This window comes from Brevundimonas sp. (assembly GCF_036676055.1).
GTDB lineage: Bacteria > Pseudomonadota > Alphaproteobacteria > Caulobacterales > Caulobacteraceae > Brevundimonas.
In genome coordinates this window covers 108,750-123,225 of record NZ_JAKFDS010000008.1, presented here as the reverse complement: position 1 = coordinate 123,225, position 14,476 = coordinate 108,750, and the positions used below count along the sequence as shown (strand labels likewise).

Below are 14,476 nucleotides of genomic sequence, written 5' to 3'. Positions count from 1 at the left end.
GGGGCACTAGATTATCCCTGCTTATGCTTAAAGTGAGCATAAGTCGGCGGCGGACCTCTCGAGGCCACCGCCGTTCTTCGGACCCACGATTTGCTCACATCGAGCAAAAGGGGAGTGGAAATGGCTGACGGCGCCTTCGGACTGAGCAGGGAACTGGAGCTGGCCACCGCGCCGGTCTGGGCCAAGGTCAAGGACCATGTGACGCCGCTGGAGTGGCCGGCGCAGGCGGCGCTGATCCATGAGATCAACCAGCTGAAGCGCGCGCGCGGCGCGGTCATCCTTGCCCACAACTACATCACGCCAGAAATCTTCCACGGCGTCGGCGACTTTGTCGGCGACAGCCTCGGCCTGGCCAAGGAAGCCGCGAAGTCGCCGGCGAAGGTGATCGTTCAGGCCGGCGTGCACTTCATGGCCGAGACCTCGAAGATCCTGTCGCCCGAAAAGACCGTGCTGATCCCCGACCTGAAGGCCGGCTGTTCGCTGGCGGCCTCGATCACCGGCGCCGACGTGCGGCTGATCAAGCAGCGCTACCCCGGCCTGCCGGTGGTCACCTATGTGAACACCACGGCCGACGTGAAGGCCGAGACCGACATCTGCTGCACAAGCGCCAACGCCGTTCAGGTGGTCGAGTGGGCGGCGCGGGAATGGGGCGTCGACCGCGTCATCCTGATCCCCGACGAATACCTGGCGCGCAACGTCGCGGCCCAGACGACGGTCGGCATCATCGCGTGGAAGGGCCGCTGCGAGGTGCACGAGCGTTTCACCGCCGCCGACATCGCCGAGATGCGGGCGGCGTATCCGGGCGCCGAAATCCTCGCCCACCCGGAATGCCCGGAGGACGTGCTGGCCGCGTCCGACTTCGCCGGCTCGACCACGGCAATGATTGACCACGTCACGGCGCGCAAGCCGAAGCAGGTGGTGATGATCACCGAATGCTCGATGGCCTCGAACGTCGCCGGGGACCTGCCCGGGGTCGAGTTCATCGGCCCGTGCAACCTGTGCCCCTATATGAAGCGGATCACCCTGGAGAACATCCGCGACTGCCTTGTCCACATGCAGTTCGAGGTGACCGTGCCGGAAGAGATGGCGGAACGGGCGCGCCTCGCGGTCCAACGCATGATCGATCTGCCGCCCCCGGCGATTCCGGCGCGCTACGATCTCGTCAAGGCGCGCCACCATGTGGCCGTGGAGCTGATCTGATGCGCTACGTTCCGCCGGTCCGTGCGGTCGCCGCGATCGATCGCAGGTCCCTGCGACTTCTCGCCCTGCTCGCCTTGTGGCTCCGGTCGGAAAAGGCCACCTCACGGGCATGACTGAATCCAATACTCCACGCCGACCGGGCCCCTGGGACCCCCGCCCCGAAGACGTCGCCGTCGCGCCCGGCCCGGCCGCGCCGGTCCGGGCGAACGAACCGCCGCTGGACAAGGGTCAGAACCCGGTCTGGGCACTGATCTCCACCCTGCTGCTGGGCGGCTTCATCTGGATCATTACGGGCAGCTGGGTCATCGCCGTGGCGCTGATCTGGGGCCTGCTGGTGCATGAGTACGGCCATGTGCTGGCCATGAACCGGCTCGGCATGGGCCCGGCGAGAATCTATATCATCCCCTTCCTAGGCGGGGTGGCGAAGAGCCAGCGCCTGCCGCAGAGCGAATGGCACGGGGTGCTGGTCTCGCTGGCCGGGCCGGCCTTCGGCCTGCTGGCCGCCATCCCCTTCTTCGCCGGCTTCATCGCCACCGGTCACGGCATGTGGCTGCTGGGGGCCGCCGTCATCGCGGCCGTGAACCTGATCAACCTGGCTCCCGCGCCTCCGTTGGATGGGTCCAAGGCGCTGGGGCCGGTGCTGGCGCGGATTCATCCGATGCTCGAACGCGTCGCCATGATCGCGGTCGGCGGTCTGGTGGTGTGGTGGGGCCTGATGAGCGGGCGATGGATTCTGGCGGCCTTTCTCGCGATCGCCCTGATCGGCCACCTGAAACGCGGCGCCTGGCGCCCCGACGGCCGGCCGCTCAGCGGTCGCGAGTCGGTGTTCAGCGTCGGATTGTTCATCGTCACCGCGACGGCTTGCGCGGGGGTCGGGCTGGCTGCCCTGATGCCTCTGGGCGGCGGCTCCCTTCCGGTCGCCCTCGACCTCGCCGGGCGCTACCTGGGCGTCGGCGATTGAGCCGGATCGAGCATGACGGCCCGCTGATCATCGGCGGCGGCCTCGCCGGGCTTTCGGCCGCCCTGGAAGCCGCGCCGCGCAGGGCGCTGGTGGTGACCCCCGCGCCGCTGCTGCAGGCTTGCTCCTCGGCCTGGGCCCAGGGCGGGGTGGCGGCCGCCCTTTCGCACACCGATGCGCCCGCCCTGCACGCCGCAGACACGGAGGCCGCCGGCGCGGGCCTGGTCGAGGCGGAGGCCGCGCGCCTGCTCACGGCCGATGGTCGCGAGACCGTCGAATGGCTGGCGTCGCTCGGCGCCCCCTTCGATCGGGACGCCGCCGGCGGCTTCGCCGTCAGCCTTGAGGCCGCCCATTCCCGGGCGCGCGTCGCACGGGTCGGCGGCGACGGTGCCGGCCGGGCCATACTGTCGGCGCTGGTGGCCGCCGCGCGAGCGGCGCCGCACATCGAGGTATGGGAGGACGGGCGGCTGCGAGGTCTGATCCAGGACCCTGCCGGACGGGTCCGCGGCGCCGTGATCGAACGGGGCGGGCGGCTGGTCGAGATCCTGGCGCCCGCCGTGGTGCTGGCCACCGGCGGGGCGGGCGGCCTCTACGCCGAGACCACCACCCCCGCCGCCCTGCTCGGCGAGGGCATGGCGCTGGCCTGGCGGGCGGGCGCCGAGATTCTCGACCCCGAGTTCGTCCAGTTCCACCCGACCGCCATGGACGTCGGACTCGATCCCATGCCGCTGGCGACCGAAGCGCTGCGAGGCGAGGGCGCCCGGCTGGTGGATGGCGAGGGACAGTTCCTGCTCGGCGGGGCCCTCGACGCCGATCTGCAATCCCGCGATGTCGTGGCCCGGGCTGTTCACGCCGCGCGCGCCGCCGGGCGGGGCGCCTATCTGGATGCGCGGGCGGCCATTGGCGCCGACTTCCCGCATGAGTTCCCGGCCGTCTTCGCCGCCTGCATGCGGGCCGGACTGGACCCGCGCGAGACGCCGATCCCGGTCGCCGCCGCCGCCCACTACCACATGGGCGGGATCGCCGCGGGGCCGGACGGCCGCACCACGCTGGAGGGCCTGTTCGCCGTCGGCGAATGCGCCGCCACGGGGGTGCACGGGGCCAATCGGCTGGCGTCCAACTCCCTGCTCGAGGCGGCGGCCTTCGGGCGCCGCACCGGGCGCGCCGCGGCCCGGGCCCGGACGCACGCCGGCCCCGCCGTTGCGCCGCCTCCCGCGCCCGATCTGAAGCCCGCCGACCTGGCGCGCCTTCGTCAGGTGATGAGCGCCGAGGCCGGCGTGGTGCGCAACGCCGCCGGCCTGACCCACGCCCTGGCGGTGCTGGACGACCTTGATGCGCGGGCCCCCGGGGCCCTGCCGCTGATCGCCGCCCGGCTGATCGTCGAGGCGGCCCTGGCGCGCCGCGAGAGCCGCGGCGGCCACTGGCGCAGCGACTTCCCCACCCCCGCCGCTGAGGCCCGGCACACGCGCCTGCGCGCCCCCAGCCTGGCGATGGCCGAATGAACGGAGAGAGAATGACCCGGCGCCTTCCGGACCTGTTGATCGAGCCGGTGGTGCGGATGGCTCTGGCCGAAGATCTCGGCCGGGCCGGCGACCTGACCGGACAGGCCTGCATTCCGGAGGGCGCGCGCATGCGGGCCGTATTCGCCGCCCGGTCGCCGGGGGTGCTGGCGGGGGTCGACTGCGTGCGGCTGGCCCTGCTGGCGATGGATCCGGCGGCGGCGATCACGGCGAAGGCTCGCGACGGCGAGGCCTTTGAGGCGGGGACGGTGCTGGTCGAGGCCGAGGCCGACGCCCGCGCCTTCTTGGCCGCCGAACGGACCGCGCTGAATCTGCTGGGTCGGCTGTGCGGCGTGGCGACCCTGACCCGGGCCTATGTCGACGCCGTCGAGGGCACGGGCGCGCGCATCGCGGACACCCGCAAGACCACCCCCGGACTGCGCGCGCTGGAGAAGCACGCCGTGGCCTGTGGGGGCGGGGTCAACCACCGCTTCGGCCTGGATGACGCCATCCTGATCAAGGACAACCACGTGGCCGTCTGTGGCGGCGTGGGGGAGGCTATCCGGCGGGCCCGGGCCGTCGCCGGTCATCTGGTGAAGATCGAGATCGAGGTGGATGGGCTGGATCAGCTGGACGAAGCCCTGGCCGAACGGCCGGACGTGGTCATGCTCGACAATTTCAGCCTGGAGATGCTGCGCGAGGCGGTGGCGCGGGCCAAGGGATCGACCTTCGGGCGCCCGGTGTTGGAAGCGTCCGGCGGCGTGACGCTCGGCACGGTGCGCGCCATCGCGGAGACCGGGGTGGACGTCATTTCGGTGGGGGGCCTGACCCATTCGGCCCCGGCCCTGGACGTCGGCCTCGACGCCGTCTGAGGCCGCCAGGGAGAACGGCGCTACGGAACGGTCGACCGTCGGGGCGGTTTTCGATGGGGTGGAAGGAGATATCCATGACCCATAGCCCCAAGACGCCCAAGGACCAGCGCAGCTTCGCCGACAAGGGCGCCCGCTCTGTCGAGGACGCCGTCAATGCTGACCGCCGGGACCTGTCCACCGGCGCCCAGTCGGGACAGCCCGGCGACGCCGATGTCAATCTCGAAACCCAGGGCCGGTTCGGCAATCTGAAGCAGAACCTGACCACCCAGTGGAAAGTTCAGGATCGCTGACCATGGCCAATAACCAGCACACCCCCGAGCCGGTTGACGAGAAGCGCTGGGGCGGTCCCGGCTCCAGTCATCAGAACGCGAAGGCGGAGCCGCCGACATTCGAGGATCCGCGTGAGGGCGGTCCAACCAGTCCCCGCAACAGCAAGGTCTCGGGCGGCGGCGGCGAGCGTGACCTGAAGCACAGCCACGACGACGCTCACAGGTCCTCCAAAGGCGACCGGGACGCCTGACTTCAGGCCGTCGGCGCTTGCGGGGCCGGCGCGGTCCTTGGGGCGGCGTCAGCGGCCGGAGCGGTCACCTGGATGGCCGGGGCGGGAGGCGCGACCGGTGCGGGAGCCGGGATCGGGGCCGTTGCACGCTCGGCCGGGGCCGGCGTTTCACGCCCTTCCTGCGTCAGCAGAAGGTTGTAGGCGATGGCGCCGGCGTCGCGGACCGTGCCGGTCGGGTCGAGGCTGGCCTGGATCAGGCGCGGCGTATCGGCCGAAGTGGACGGGCGGGCGGCGTAGGTGAAGGCCGCGCCGGATCCTGAACGACCGCCAAACCGGTAGAACAGGTGATCCCCGACCTGGCTGACCTGGATCAGCGAACTGCGCCAGCGCGGCGAAACCCCGGTGGTGTGGAAATGGGTGGCATTGCCGACCCGGGCGTAGACCTCGCCGGAGAGGGCGGCCGACGCGATGTCGCGGGCGCGGTTCCAGGCGGCGCGGTTGACGCGGCCGCGCATTGAACCGTCGCAGGTGAAGCTGAACTGGCAGCCGGTCCGACGACCGGCGCCCTGGAACACCACGCCGCATACGCTGTTCGGGAAGGCCCTGTGCCGAACCCGGTTCAGAACCACCTGGGCCACGGCCTTCATCCCGTCGCGGCCCTCGCCGCGGGCTTCGTAATAGGCGGCTTGGGTCAGGCACTCGAGGTCGCGCGAGGCGTCCAGCGCCCCGCCGAGATGGAACGGTTGGGCCGCGAGCGGGCCGGTCAGGCTGACCCGGCGCAGGCTGTCGCCCGGTGACTGGGTCCGCAGTTGTTCAAGACGGGCAGTCAGCAGCTCAGCCTGCCGGTCGCGCCGGGCCGAGCCGGCCACCGTATAGGGGTCGTGCCGCCGCGCGATGGCGAGGGCGCTCTCGTCCAGACCGCCGGCGGCGGCGGCGAGGGCCTCTTCCGTGAAGCCGGCCGCGCTGGCGCTGTCGATGCGCTCGGCCTGGGCCCGGACGGTCGTCGCCTTTGCCGCGGCTCCGCCCAGATAGGCGCAGCCGATCGCCAGCCCCACCATCGCGCCGAACGTCGCCGCCGCCGCGCCCGGCCGAATCCGGGCCTTGCGGTCGGCAGGAGAAATCGCACGCGAATGCGAGGGGGTGGGCAAAGGCTCAATCCTGTTCAGCAGGGCGCAGCGCCGCCCCCGGGGTAGTCTCGCGGCGGGGGCGACATCGGTCGCGGCCCGGCTGCGGTAGACCGACGGTCGGCGAACGGCCGGCTGTCGGGGAGGCGCCTTAAGCCAGCCATTTATGGCGGCAATGTGGTTGATTCGCAAGATTCGCCGTCGCCGCAACAAACAGGGGTGCGTCCCCGGTATGGGATGAGGTGACCGATTGCCGCAGGTCGTATAGGCGGAAAGTGAACGTAGGAAATACTGTAATCGATGTCGTTGCGTCAACCAAGCTGGCGGGTTGACCGACTTACAGAGATTGCCGGAGTTGCAATGTGTTGTCTTCGACGGGGGAAAGTCTGGCTGCTTTTCTTGACGAGCGTTCGCCGGAACACCTTGGCCGTATTCGCGTTCTCGCTCCGTCAGAACAGGAGCCCATCATGAAACGCACCGCACTGGTACTCGCCACGGCCATCACCGCCATCAGCCTTGCCGCCTGTGGTCAGACCATCGAACAGAAGGCCGCCACCGGCGCGGTCGCCGGGGCCGTTGTCGCAGGACCGGTTGGAGCCGCCGTGGGCGGCGCTGCGGGCGCGGCGATCGGTCAGGCCGAGAAGCCGAACTGACACAGGAGCGATGGGATCGTGGGGCGGGGTCTGTCATCTCCGCCTCGCAACCTTGATTTCCGTCCCCATATGGGCTTAGCCCACCCGGCGTTGGCTGAGCGCCGCTCGCCCGCGCCGTCTGCGCTTCCGACAGACATTCAAGGACATCGACGACCGCTCGCATGAGAGATCTGAAACAAACCGGCTTCACGGACCGCCTTACCGCCCAGCAGGAAGCCAAGAAGGCCCTGCTCGCCCGCTTCAAGCCCAAGCCCGCCGCGCCCGACCCCGAGTTCGAGAAGCTGCAGGAGAAGCGCGCCGCGGAGAAGGAAGCGCTCCGTCAGCAGCGCGAGCTGGAGAAGGCCGAGGTCCGTCGCCAGAAGGCCGAGGCCGAGGCCGCCCGCCTTGCGGCCGATCATGAAGCCCAGGAAGCGATCGAGGCCGAGAAGCGCGCCGCCCGCAAGGAGCGCAAGCAGCTCTCCAAGGAAGAACAGAAGGCCGCACGGGACGCCCGCTACGCCGCCCGCAAGGCGCGTCAGCGCTAGAAGGGTTCCCCGGCTTTCCCCATCGGGGGATCGCCCAGAACGGCGGCCAGCTGCTCTCCCGAATAGGGTTTTCTGACGAAAGGCCAAGGCGCGTCGGCCAGGGCCGCGTCGACGTCGTCGCCGGCGTAGCCCGACGTCAGGACGATCCTCATCTCCGGCCAGTTCCGCGCGCTCTGGCGAGCCAGTTCGATGCCGGTCATGCCGCCGGGCATCACCACGTCCGTGAGCATGATGTCGAAGGGCTCCTTGTTGAGCAGCTCCAGCGCCTGGGGCGCGTTTTCGGCTGATCTGACCTCAAGGCCGAGGCCCTCGAGAAGCTCTTGGGCCACCGACGCCACGCCCGGATCGTCCTCGACCAGAAGCAATCGCCGTCCAGCGGCCATGGTGCGAAGTTCGGCGGGCGGCGCGGCCGCTTCATGCTTTTCCGCCGCCGCCAGCGGCGGCAGGTAAAGCCGGACCTCGGTGCCCCGATCTATTGTCGAGGTCACCCGGACGCCGCCGCCGCTCTGCCGGGCAAAACCATAGACCTGGCTCAGTCCCAGGCCCGTTCCCTTGCCGACGGCCTTGGTCGTGAAGAACGGTTCGAAGACGCGCTCCATCACCTCCGGGCTCATTCCGGCGCCATTGTCGGAGACGCTGACGCAGACGTAGTCGCCCGGCGCAACCTCCGGAATTTCGCCCGCTTCAACCGCACAGGTGAGCGTCTGGACGTTGACCTTGCCCCGATCTCCAAGGGCGTCGCGGGCGTTCACCACCAGATTCAACAGGGCGGCCTCGAACTGGGCCGGATCGACGCTCACCCGGGCGCCGCCCCGCCGCAGCTTCAGCTTGAACTCGATCGCCTCGCCGAGCGCCCGGCGGAGCAGGGGCTCGCTTTCCCGGATCAGGCCGTTCAGGTCGATGGGCTCGGGCCGCAGCGCCTGGCGCCGCGAGAAGGCCAGCAGCTGGTGGGTCAGGCGCTCGCCGCGCCGCGCCGCAGAGAGGGCCGCCTCGCCGAGCTTCTTCTGGCGCGCGGCGTTGTCCGGCGACCGCAGCATCATGTCCAGCGCGCCGATCACGACCGTCAGCAGATTGTTGAAGTCGTGCGCCACGCCGCCGGTCAGGCGCCCGACAGCCTCCATCCGCTGGGCATGCATCAGGTCGGCCTCGGCCTTGGCCTTTTCCGCCAGGGCTTCCCCGACGCGTTCCTCCAGAAGCTCGTTGATTCGCTTCAGGTCGTCCTCGGCCCGCTTGGCTTCTGTGACATCGATATTGGCGCCGACATATCCCTGAAACTGACCCGCGCCGTCGAAGCGGGGCACGCCTTCGCAGCGCAGCCAGCGCAGGCCCAACTGCGGATGGTTCACCCGCACCACGCCTTCGAAGCGATCGCGGTGCTCGAACGCGCGCTGATAGGCGGCGTCGAACGCTTCCACATCGTCGGGATGGGCAAGTCGCCGCCAGCCCTTGTCCGCATCCTCCTCGGTCTCGATGCCGAAGAAGGTCCTGTAGCGGCGGTTCGCGAAAGTGGTGCGGGCGTGCTCGTCCGTCATCCAGATCAACGCCGGAGCGCTGTCGGCGACCGTCCGGAACCGGGTTTCCGACTCCATTAGCCTTGCCTGCGCGTCGCGGATGTCGGTGACGTCGAACGCCACTCCGACGAAGCCGATGACTTCGCCGTGCGCGCCGAACCGTGGCCGGGAGAATGACTTGAGCCAGCGATACGCCCCATCGTGGCGCAGGTAACGGGCTTCCATGGAGAATGGCTGGCCGGTGGCCTCGCCAGCGGCCGATTCTTCCAACACCCGTGCCTGGTCGTCGGGATGGATGATGGACCGCCAGTCAGCCTGGCGCGCCTCTTCGTAGGCGCCGCCGTTGTAGGCGACATAGGCCTGATTGACGAAGGCGCGGGACCGGTCCTGCTGGGTCACCCAGATCAGCACGGGAGCCGTGTCGGCGATGGCCCGGAACCGTTCCTCGCTTTCGCGGACCTCGGCCTCCGCCCGGGTCCTTTCGATCTCCGTCCAGGTTCGCCCGGCCACCTCCTGCAGCAACTCTACCTCGTCGTCTGTCCATTCCCTGACGCTGGTGTCGTGGGCGTACAGGAAGGCGCGCAAGCGGCCGGCGCGGATCAGGGGCGCCCGGATCAGGGACCGCGTCTGCAGCCTTTCGAACATCTCCAGCGCCCCCCGGGTGCGGGGATCCTTCCGGACATCGGAAACACGGATGGGCTGTCCGGCGGCCAGATCCGAGATCAGGCCGGCGCCGAGGTCTTCCATCGAGAACTGGCCGCGGGCGCTGATGACGTTCACCGTCCAGTCGCGGCTCATCGAGACTTGCCGGCGCTCCTCATCGATCTCGCCATAGCCGACGCGCTGGACCTTCAACTCCGAACCGAGCGCGCGTTCGACCTCGCTCATGATGTCGTCCGGAGAGGTCAGGTCCCGCAGCGAGTCGGCCAGCGCCAGAAGGAACCTTTGGCGGCGTTCCTGGCGCGCCATCGCCTCAATGGCTTCGCGCGTGTCGGTGACGTCGAACGACATGCCGACATAGCCCATGAAGGCTCCGTCGGCGTCGAAGCGCGGGTTGACCGCAATCCGCATCCATCGCCACGCCCCATCCGCGCGGAGAAACCGGGCCTCAAAGCCATAGGGCTCGTGCCGGGGCCGGCTTTCCGACTGGACGGCGTTCACTCCCGCCACGTCGTCGGGATGAATGGCGTCGCGCCAGACGTGGCCGAGGAGTTCCGCCGCCGGGCGGCCGTAGAAATCGACGAGGGCGGCGTTGACGAACTCCACTTCTCCGGCGGTGTTGGTCAGCCACACCGGCGAGGGGGCCGTGTCCGCCATGAGCCGGAAGCGCGCCTCGCTTTCGCGGAGGGCGGCCTCGGCGGCCTTGGCGCCCGAGATATCGACCACCACGGCGATGTAACCTTCCACCGCCCCGCCGGGCCCCGTCAGCGCCCGCACGCTGATGACCACCCAGACGGTCGAGCCGTCCGGCCGGATGTAGCGCTTCTCCAGCTGCGCACCGCCCTCCCGGAGGGCCTGCTCCAGGGCGCGGCGGGTGGGCTCGACGTCGTCGGGATGGCTGATCGCCTCGGTGGTCAGGCCCGGCACCGCCTCGGCCGGCATGCCGAGGATTTCCGCGTAGCGGGCGTTGGCGCTGATGATGGCGCCGTTCAGTCCGACACGAGCGATGCCGGCGGAGGCCTGATCCACCATGGCCTGGAGCTGGGCCTCCCGTTCCCGCAAGGCGGTCTCGGCGGAGCGGGCGTCGGTGACGTCGACGTTGACGCCGATCATCCCCTGAAACCGGCCCCGGGAGTCGATCCGGGGCTGCGCTTCAGTGTGGAGGATGCGCCATGCGCCGTCCTCGCGCCGGTAACGAGCCTCGACCTCGAACGGGGCGATCTGTCTCGCCGCCTCCAGGGTGGCGGTCGTGACCCGGTCCCGGTCTTCCGGGTGCAGATAGGCGGAGAAGTCGAATGGCCCGGCCATATCTGCGACGCCCCAGAACCGCCGGAGGGCCTGGTTGAGGTGCACGCAGTGCCCCTTCTCGTCGCTCATCCACAACATGACCGGCGCCTGCTCGCTGATCAGATGCAGGCGGTTTTCGCTGTCATTGATCCGGTCGGCCGAGAGCCGCAGGGCGTCGACCGAGGCGTCCAGCCGAGCAACGATCTTGCGCAAGGCCGCGGCCACGATCGTCGCGAACATCCCCACGACGATGAAGTTGGTGGTGGCGATAACGCCCAGCCGGTTGTCCATGACCGCGCCGTAGTCGCCCAGACTGACCACCGCCCAGCCGCCCAAAAGGCCGGTGAACACCGCCGCCATCCCCGCCAGACGTCCGCCCGCCAGCGCCGCCACGATGACCGCCGGCAGCAGGATCATGAAGCCGGTGAATTCGGCATAGAAGAGGTAGAGGGCCAGGCGGACCATGAGCATGACGAGGGCGCAGACGACCCCGATCAGGATCGACGCCCCCCATTCGCGCGGACGGATGCGCGCGAGCCGGGTCACGCCCGCATCGATGTTCAGCATCCGCCCTGACACCCCGCCGCGCCCAATTTCGTTCCACGCCCGCTCGCGGGTCCGCCATCTTCAGCAACGTATTGTCGCGGTTTGCGTTCCGGCAAGCGTGGCGTTTGCGTCGCCCCGCCGGCGGCTTGCGCGGGCGGTCGGGCCGCCTACTTCAAGAGCCGCCCCCATCAACGCCAGGAGTGCGCATGACCGCGACCATCGACACCGGCCTTTCGAAGACCGATCGCACCGACGTCGCGCAGGAGCTGACCAAAGTCCTCGCCGACAGTTTCGCCGTCTACCTCAAGACTCACGGCTACCACTGGAACGTCCGGGGGCCGGAGTTCTTCAGCTTCCACAATTTGCTGGAACAGCAGTACCGCGACATCTGGGCGGCGCTGGACGAGATCGCCGAGCGCATCCGCGCCCTCGGCGTCCTCGCGCCCCAGAGCTATTCCGCCTTCGGCAATCTGACCGCCATCAAGGACGGAGATCCCGAAAAGGACGCCACGGCCATGCTCAGGGAGCTGATGCAGGATCACGAGACCCTGATCGCCACCGCCCGCAAGGCCTTCGAAGCCGCCGACGCGGCCGGCGACGAAGCCTCGGCCGATCTGATGACCCAGCGCCTCGCGGCGCACGAAAAGTTCGCCTGGATGCTGCGTTCCACCCTCGGCGGGCGTTGAGCCTTGACCGAGCGGCGTTTTTCCGCCTGAAAACCGCCGCGCTTGACGCGTATCAAAGGTGGTCCGGCCTTATCGCCGGAGCTGGGAGTTGCAAGTGGCCAGGCCCGACTGGACATCGATGCTGAAGAAGAGCCGCCGGCTTGCCGCCGCGGCGCCGGCCGCGCTGGCCGCCATCGGCGTCGCCATGGCCGCCAGCTCGACCGTCCGTCCCGACATCGACCGCCGCGCCGAGGTCGTGCGCCGTCTGACCGAGGGCGACCTCGGGGAAAAGGGTCTCGCCGCCATCACCGAGCGGATGACGCCCTCGCAACTCGCGGTGGCCATGCGTCACGACCCGGCCGAGCGCCGCGCGGCCCTCTATGGACTCACTCCCGGGTGGGAGACGCTGTCTCTCGGCGGCAAACCTTCGCTGGACTTTGGCGCCTCGGGCCTTGAGGCGCACAAGCTGAACGCCGCCATGCCCGTCTCAGGCCTGTTGCGTGCGGCCCAGCCGTTCGCCTTCAAGCCGGCCACCGCCGAGGACCGTCGTCGCGCCGTTCGCTGCCTGACCCAGGCCATCTATTACGAGGCGGCGCTGGAGCCGACCGAGGGTCAGGAAGCGGTGGCGCAGGTCATCCTCAACCGGGTCCGTGATCCCAACTACGCCAACTCCGTGTGCGGCGTGGTTTATGAGGGCGCTGAACGGACCACCGGCTGCCAGTTCAGTTTCACCTGTGATGGCTCGCTGGCGCAGGGACCCGTGGCATGGGCCTGGAACCGCGCCGCCCGCGTCGCCGAGCGCGCCTTGGGGGGGTACGTCTCCACCAAGGTCGGCACCGCCACCCACTATCACGCCGACTACGTCCACCCGTGGTGGGCGCCGACGCTGAACAAGTTGACCCAGATCGGGGCGCACATCTTCTATCGCTGGAAGGGCGTCTACGGCGAGCCGGCCGCCTTCCGCCAAGCCTACGCCGGTCGGGAGCCGCGGATCGACGAGGCGCGCTTCGCCCATCCGCGCCTGCAGCTTGATTCCCAGGCGGAGGCCGACGCCGCCCTCGCCGAAGCGGCCGCTACGGGCGACACCGCGGTGCGCACCGTGGTGATCGACGGCCAGACCCGTGTCGTCGGGGTGCTGTCGCTGGGGGGCCGCCAGCAGCCGACCCGCGATCAGATCGCGGAGATCAACCAGCGCCTGGCTGCCTTCGAAACCCCCGGGGCCGCCCCCGCCGCGCCGTCTGCTCCTCCCCCGCCCGGGGTGACGGTGCTGGAAGTCGAGGAAGTCGGTCGCCCCGCCTCCTGACCGGTTTGTTGCAACGCTTCGGCCCCCTTGTGCATTGTTGCTGTCCCAAAGTGCGATGCGCCGTCATTGAGGCTCCGTGACCCAACCCGATCCGAACGGCGATCCTTCCGTCGAACAACAGCTGGCCCGGACCGTCCAGGCCCTCGCCGAGAGTGAAGCCCGCTTCCGCGCCATCGCGGATTCCATGCCGCAAATGGTCTGGTCGACGCTCCCCGACGGCTTCCACGACTACTACAACGCTCGTTGGTACGAATTCACCGGCGTTCCGGAAGGGTCGACCGATGGAGAAGGCTGGAACGGCATGTTCCACGCGGACGACCAGGAGCGGGCCTGGGCGCTCTGGCAACGCTGCCTTGAGACGGGCGAACCCTATGAGATCGAATACAGGCTGCGCCGCCATGACGGCGTCTATCGCTGGACCTTGGGCCGTGCCCGCCCCATTCGTAATGAGGCTGGCGAGATCACCCGCTGGTTCGGCACCTGCACCGACATCGACGATCTGAAACGCTCCGATCAGGCCAAGGAGCTGCTCAGCCAGGAGCTCAGCCACCGCATCAAGAACATCTTCGCCGTCGTGTCGGCGCTGATCGCGCTCTCGGCTCGACAGCATCCGGAGGCGAAAGGTTTCGCCACCGCGGTCCGCACCCGCATCAACGCCCTGGCCCGGGCCCACGAGTTCGTCCGGCCGCACACCGAGAGCTCGAAGCCCACGGTCGGCTCGATGACCCTGCACGCCTTCCTGGCGGATCTGTTCAAGCCCTACAGCGACCTCACCGGCGCGCCCCGTATCGTCCTCAGCGGCGACGACGCGACCTTCGACGATCAGGCCGCGACCTCGGTGGCGCTGCTGTTCCACGAACTGGCCACCAACGCCGCCAAATACGGGGCCCTGTCCCGTGAAGACGGGAGGGTCACGCTCGACACCCGCCGCCTGGAGGACCGCTTCATCCTGACCTGGACCGAGAGCGGCGGACCGCCGCTCGCCGGACCGCCCGCCCACGCCGGCTTCGGCTCTTCGCTGGCCAGCCTGTCCGTCGAGGGTCAGTTGGGCGGCCGGCTGGAACGAATCTGGTCGGCGCCTGGTTTGCAGGTGATCGCGGACCTCCCCGCAACGGCCCTGTCCCGCCGCCGTGCAGCGCAAAACGTCGCATGACGGAACCGGGCCCATCCGATCA

The 14,476-nt window shown here is 69.4% G+C and carries 13 protein-coding genes; 11 read left to right on the top strand and 2 right to left on the bottom strand.

Going from position 1 to position 14,476, the window contains the following annotated elements:
* The first annotated feature begins 120 nt into the window (after nucleotides 1-120).
* The 6 genes from nadA (at nucleotide 121) to V6M45_RS01725 (ending at nucleotide 5,049) form a co-directional block, all read left to right on the top strand.
* On the top strand, nucleotides 121-1,200 hold the full coding sequence (gene nadA, locus V6M45_RS01750; protein ID WP_332653595.1) for a quinolinate synthase NadA: 1,080 nt from the start codon (nucleotides 121-123) through the stop codon (nucleotides 1,198-1,200).
* Between the two features lie 109 nt (nucleotides 1,201-1,309).
* The gene (locus V6M45_RS01745) at nucleotides 1,310-2,161 is read left to right on the top strand and encodes a metalloprotease (RefSeq protein ID WP_332653594.1); all 852 of its coding nucleotides are present in this window, start codon (nucleotides 1,310-1,312) and stop codon (nucleotides 2,159-2,161) included.
* Nucleotides 2,158-3,660, top strand: a complete 1,503-nt coding sequence (locus tag V6M45_RS01740) for an L-aspartate oxidase (protein ID WP_332653592.1) — start codon at nucleotides 2,158-2,160, stop codon at nucleotides 3,658-3,660. The genes V6M45_RS01745 and V6M45_RS01740 overlap by 4 nt, the downstream gene beginning before the upstream one ends.
* An 11-nt stretch (nucleotides 3,661-3,671) precedes the next feature.
* Nucleotides 3,672-4,529: a carboxylating nicotinate-nucleotide diphosphorylase gene (gene nadC, locus V6M45_RS01735; RefSeq protein ID WP_332653591.1), complete on the top strand. Its 858-nt coding sequence runs from the start codon at nucleotides 3,672-3,674 to the stop codon at nucleotides 4,527-4,529.
* 74 nt (nucleotides 4,530-4,603) lie between these two features.
* A complete protein-coding gene (locus V6M45_RS01730; RefSeq protein ID WP_332653589.1) occupies nucleotides 4,604-4,819 on the top strand; it encodes a hypothetical protein in 216 nt (71 codons plus the stop codon).
* Between the two features lie 2 nt (nucleotides 4,820-4,821).
* Nucleotides 4,822-5,049: a hypothetical protein gene (locus tag V6M45_RS01725; protein ID WP_332653587.1), complete on the top strand. Its 228-nt coding sequence runs from the start codon at nucleotides 4,822-4,824 to the stop codon at nucleotides 5,047-5,049.
* A gap of 2 nt (nucleotides 5,050-5,051) precedes the next feature.
* Here the strand turns inward: V6M45_RS01725 and V6M45_RS01720 are convergent, their stop codons facing one another.
* Nucleotides 5,052-6,176 carry a cell wall hydrolase gene (locus V6M45_RS01720; protein ID WP_332653585.1) on the bottom strand — a complete coding sequence of 375 codons (1,125 nt, stop codon included), beginning with the start codon at nucleotides 6,174-6,176 and terminating at the stop codon, nucleotides 5,052-5,054.
* Between the two features lie 443 nt (nucleotides 6,177-6,619).
* Here V6M45_RS01720 and V6M45_RS01715 point away from each other — a divergent pair, with 443 nt between their 5' ends.
* Together V6M45_RS01715 and V6M45_RS01710 are read left to right on the top strand one after the other, a co-directional pair.
* A complete protein-coding gene (locus V6M45_RS01715) occupies nucleotides 6,620-6,805 on the top strand; it encodes a hypothetical protein (RefSeq protein ID WP_332653583.1) in 186 nt (61 codons plus the stop codon).
* A 161-nt stretch (nucleotides 6,806-6,966) separates the two neighbouring features.
* Nucleotides 6,967-7,329: a DUF6481 family protein gene (locus tag V6M45_RS01710; protein WP_332653580.1), complete on the top strand. Its 363-nt coding sequence runs from the start codon at nucleotides 6,967-6,969 to the stop codon at nucleotides 7,327-7,329.
* On the opposite strand, the gene V6M45_RS01705 is transcribed toward V6M45_RS01710, so the two are convergent.
* Nucleotides 7,326-11,354 (bottom strand): PAS domain S-box protein, encoded by a 4,029-nt coding sequence (locus V6M45_RS01705; RefSeq protein ID WP_332653578.1) that lies wholly within the window; start codon nucleotides 11,352-11,354, stop codon nucleotides 7,326-7,328. The genes V6M45_RS01710 and V6M45_RS01705 overlap by 4 nt on opposite strands.
* Nucleotides 11,355-11,539: 185 nt before the next feature.
* Here V6M45_RS01705 and V6M45_RS01700 point away from each other — a divergent pair, with 185 nt between their 5' ends.
* The 3 genes from V6M45_RS01700 (at nucleotide 11,540) to V6M45_RS01690 (ending at nucleotide 14,454) form a co-directional block, all read left to right on the top strand.
* A complete protein-coding gene (locus V6M45_RS01700) occupies nucleotides 11,540-12,019 on the top strand; it encodes a Dps family protein (protein ID WP_332653576.1) in 480 nt (159 codons plus the stop codon).
* 94 nt (nucleotides 12,020-12,113) lie between these two features.
* Nucleotides 12,114-13,301, top strand: coding sequence for a cell wall hydrolase (locus tag V6M45_RS01695; protein WP_332653574.1), 1,188 nt, complete (start codon nucleotides 12,114-12,116; stop codon nucleotides 13,299-13,301).
* A 76-nt stretch (nucleotides 13,302-13,377) separates the two neighbouring features.
* Nucleotides 13,378-14,454, top strand: coding sequence for a sensor histidine kinase (locus V6M45_RS01690; RefSeq protein ID WP_332653572.1), 1,077 nt, complete (start codon nucleotides 13,378-13,380; stop codon nucleotides 14,452-14,454).
* The last annotated feature ends 22 nt before the right edge of the window (nucleotides 14,455-14,476 follow it).

Excerpts from the sequence above, each read along its gene's own strand:
- nadA (WP_332653595.1), top strand. The coding sequence starts at position 121 with ATGGCTGACGGCGCCTTCGGACTGAGCAGGGAACTGGAGCTGGCCACC.
- V6M45_RS01745 (WP_332653594.1), top strand. The coding sequence starts at position 1,310 with ATGACTGAATCCAATACTCCACGCCGACCGGGCCCCTGGGACCCCCGC.
- nadC (WP_332653591.1), top strand. The coding sequence starts at position 3,672 with ATGACCCGGCGCCTTCCGGACCTGTTGATCGAGCCGGTGGTGCGGATG.
- V6M45_RS01730 (WP_332653589.1), top strand. The coding sequence starts at position 4,604 with ATGACCCATAGCCCCAAGACGCCCAAGGACCAGCGCAGCTTCGCCGAC.
- V6M45_RS01725 (WP_332653587.1), top strand. The coding sequence starts at position 4,822 with ATGGCCAATAACCAGCACACCCCCGAGCCGGTTGACGAGAAGCGCTGG.
- V6M45_RS01715 (WP_332653583.1), top strand. The coding sequence starts at position 6,620 with ATGAAACGCACCGCACTGGTACTCGCCACGGCCATCACCGCCATCAGC.
- V6M45_RS01710 (WP_332653580.1), top strand. The coding sequence starts at position 6,967 with ATGAGAGATCTGAAACAAACCGGCTTCACGGACCGCCTTACCGCCCAG.
- V6M45_RS01705 (WP_332653578.1), bottom strand. The coding sequence starts at position 11,354 with ATGCTGAACATCGATGCGGGCGTGACCCGGCTCGCGCGCATCCGTCCG.
- V6M45_RS01700 (WP_332653576.1), top strand. The coding sequence starts at position 11,540 with ATGACCGCGACCATCGACACCGGCCTTTCGAAGACCGATCGCACCGAC.